Source organism: Vibrio sp., assembly GCF_038138445.1.
Lineage (GTDB): Bacteria > Pseudomonadota > Gammaproteobacteria > Enterobacterales > Vibrionaceae > Vibrio.
In genome coordinates this window covers 1-2,383 of sequence record NZ_JAYQDQ010000174.1, presented here as the reverse complement: position 1 = coordinate 2,383, position 2,383 = coordinate 1, and the positions used below count along the sequence as shown (strand labels likewise).

Annotated in this window: 2 protein-coding genes; both read left to right on the top strand. The window is 42.5% G+C overall.

Features of this window, described 5'->3' with window-relative positions; translation table 11 throughout:
• The first annotated feature begins 159 nt into the window (after window positions 1-159).
• Entirely contained in the window at window positions 160-633 is a 474-nt protein-coding gene (locus AAFM34_RS20770; RefSeq protein WP_341666159.1) for a hypothetical protein, read from the top strand.
• 217 nt (window positions 634-850) lie between these two features.
• Window positions 851-2,296 carry an aerolysin family beta-barrel pore-forming toxin gene (locus tag AAFM34_RS20765; protein WP_341666157.1) on the top strand — a complete coding sequence of 482 codons (1,446 nt, stop codon included), beginning with the start codon at window positions 851-853 and terminating at the stop codon, window positions 2,294-2,296.
• Window positions 2,297-2,383 lie beyond the last annotated feature (87 nt).

Genomic DNA, 2,383 nt, shown 5'->3' with positions numbered 1-2,383 from the left:
TATTTTTAGTCGGTGCCAGCTTTCAGTTAAATGGGGCTCACCGCCAGCTTACTCAGTAATGGACAGAAGTAGTCGCCGCTCCATCAATATCTTTTACACTCAAGGGCAACCACATATAGTCTCAAGCCAGATAATAAGTTTTCTTGAAGAGAGTCAATTATGATCCCCTATCTGACTCTCATCTGCTCCGTAATCGTGTTTCTTTTTGTCCTCGCTCTCCCTTGGTCCAATCAGGTAGAGGGAAATCACTATCAGCATACCGAAGTACGTATCCAACAAAACCAGAAGGTCTTTCGCTCAGACGGGATCACCCGTATTGAGAATAATCATGTCGTCCACCTTGCTTCGCTAAAAGACAGTTCGATGCAAGATCCAGTGGTGATTCGTTTTTCTGGTAAAGCTAAGTCATTTGACCAATTTGGTTTCTCTCTGTCCGGAACACTTGATTTAATGTCAGTACAAAGTTTACGACCAGTCATAGATGATACAGGCATCTCTCCCTACCTCTTACTCAACAATGATCCCTACTCGGTAGATATCAAGATTTTATATACAGCGGAAGATTACATTCTTATCCGAGAGCAACCCAGCGGCCGAGTAAAGCTGCTGGCCAAGCGCGAACTAGCTCAATAAAGTCAATCCAACTTCTTTCACCATATTGTTTTCTTTACTTGTTATCCTTGTTAATAACCCAAACACTACAAGTGTTTGATTTTAAATTGGAATAAATTTCAATTCTTTTCAATACCTCAATATTTCTGAGTATGGAAAGGTAAACACACTAGCGTTAACAAATCGTTTAAAACAGTGTGCAACCTCACCAACGTCACAGACATAAAGGGGAATATCCATGTCAACCATCAAAGTGCCCTTGATCTCTATTGCTATCTTCATTTTTTCAAGCACAAATCTTCACGCAAAGATTTATCCCGATCAGCTTGTTATTGATACGCTTGGTGAAGATATTTGCCGGTCAGAATATCGCCCAATAAATAGGTTCGAGGCTGCTCAACACAAGGATTATCTCGTGGCTCGAATGGGCAAATGGCAAATTACTGGACTTGACGACAATTGGGTGATTATGGGCCCCGGTTACTATGGAAAAATTAAGCAGGATTTACCAAATCACCAAACTTGGTGCTACCCCAAGAAAGCCATCTCTGGCATCCCTCACTATCAATCCAGATCAATAAGCGAAGGTAATGAGCTTGATATCCAGTACCAACTTGTAACCGATCAAGAAAATTTCGTTAAACCACTTAGCTATCTAGCACACTATTTAGGTTATGCGTGGGTAGGCGGTAATCACGGCCAATATGTCGGAGAAGATATGGATATAAGGCGTGAAGGTAATAATTGGGTAATTCAAGGCAATCAAGATGGTACCTGTAACGGATATCGATGCAACGAAAAGACCAAAATGACCATAGGTAATTTTACCTACACCCTTAATAAAGATGATTTTTGGCATGGCGACGTCACCGAGTCATCTCGCGAGCTGGTCAAAACCATTACTGCTGTAGCGAGAAATCATACCGACATCCCCCAACAGGTTGTGGTTGATCTAAAAGTTAACGAGTCTACAAACTGGTCAAAATCAAACAGCTTTGGTTTTGCGCAGAAAGTGACGACCGAAAATACCTTTAAATGGCCCCTGGTTGGCGATACTAAGCTCACCATCAACCTTGAGGCCAACCAAAGCTTTGCCAGTACCAATGGCGGATCAGACAGCGAAAATATCATGCTTCAAGCAAGACCTATGGTACCCGCAAACTCTGAAATTCCAATTCGAGTTGAACTTTATCGCGCAAGCATCTCTTACCCTTATCGTTTTGGGGCGAATATCAGCTACGACGTTACATTCAATGGGTTTTTGCGTTGGGGCGGTAATGCATGGTTTACGCATCCTAGTAATAGACCAAATCATACCCACACCTTTACCATGGGACGAGCTAGCAACCATTCTGCCGATCTCCGCTATCAATGGGACCATAGGTACATTAGTGGTGAAGTAAAATGGTGGGACTGGAGCTGGGCAATCAATGAATATGGCCTTGAAAATATGCAGCACACAACAGGCGCAAGTTTAAGACCGTTTTACTCCTATGTCTCTGGAGAGTTTTACGCTGAGTCTCAATTTGCTGGAAGTATAGAAATAGGACAAGCCAGCGCCATTAAAAAACAACATCTACATACAGAAAATCATCTTGATGTATCAAGTGACTTCGATAAGCAAGAACTCGACAGGCTTGGTTTTAGCAACGCAGAATTCTCCATTAAAGCTATCAACGAGTAGAACAGGCTCTTGAGCCAAAAAACGGAAGAGCGGCTGCTCTAATGCCGTTCACTTAAGGTGAGCGGCATTGTTTTTTCTGGGGTATCG

Coding starts and splice junctions, on each gene's coding strand:
- AAFM34_RS20770 (WP_341666159.1), top strand. CDS start 160: ATGATCCCCTATCTGACTCTCATCTGCTCCGTAATCGTGTTTCTTTTT.
- AAFM34_RS20765 (WP_341666157.1), top strand. CDS start 851: ATGTCAACCATCAAAGTGCCCTTGATCTCTATTGCTATCTTCATTTTT.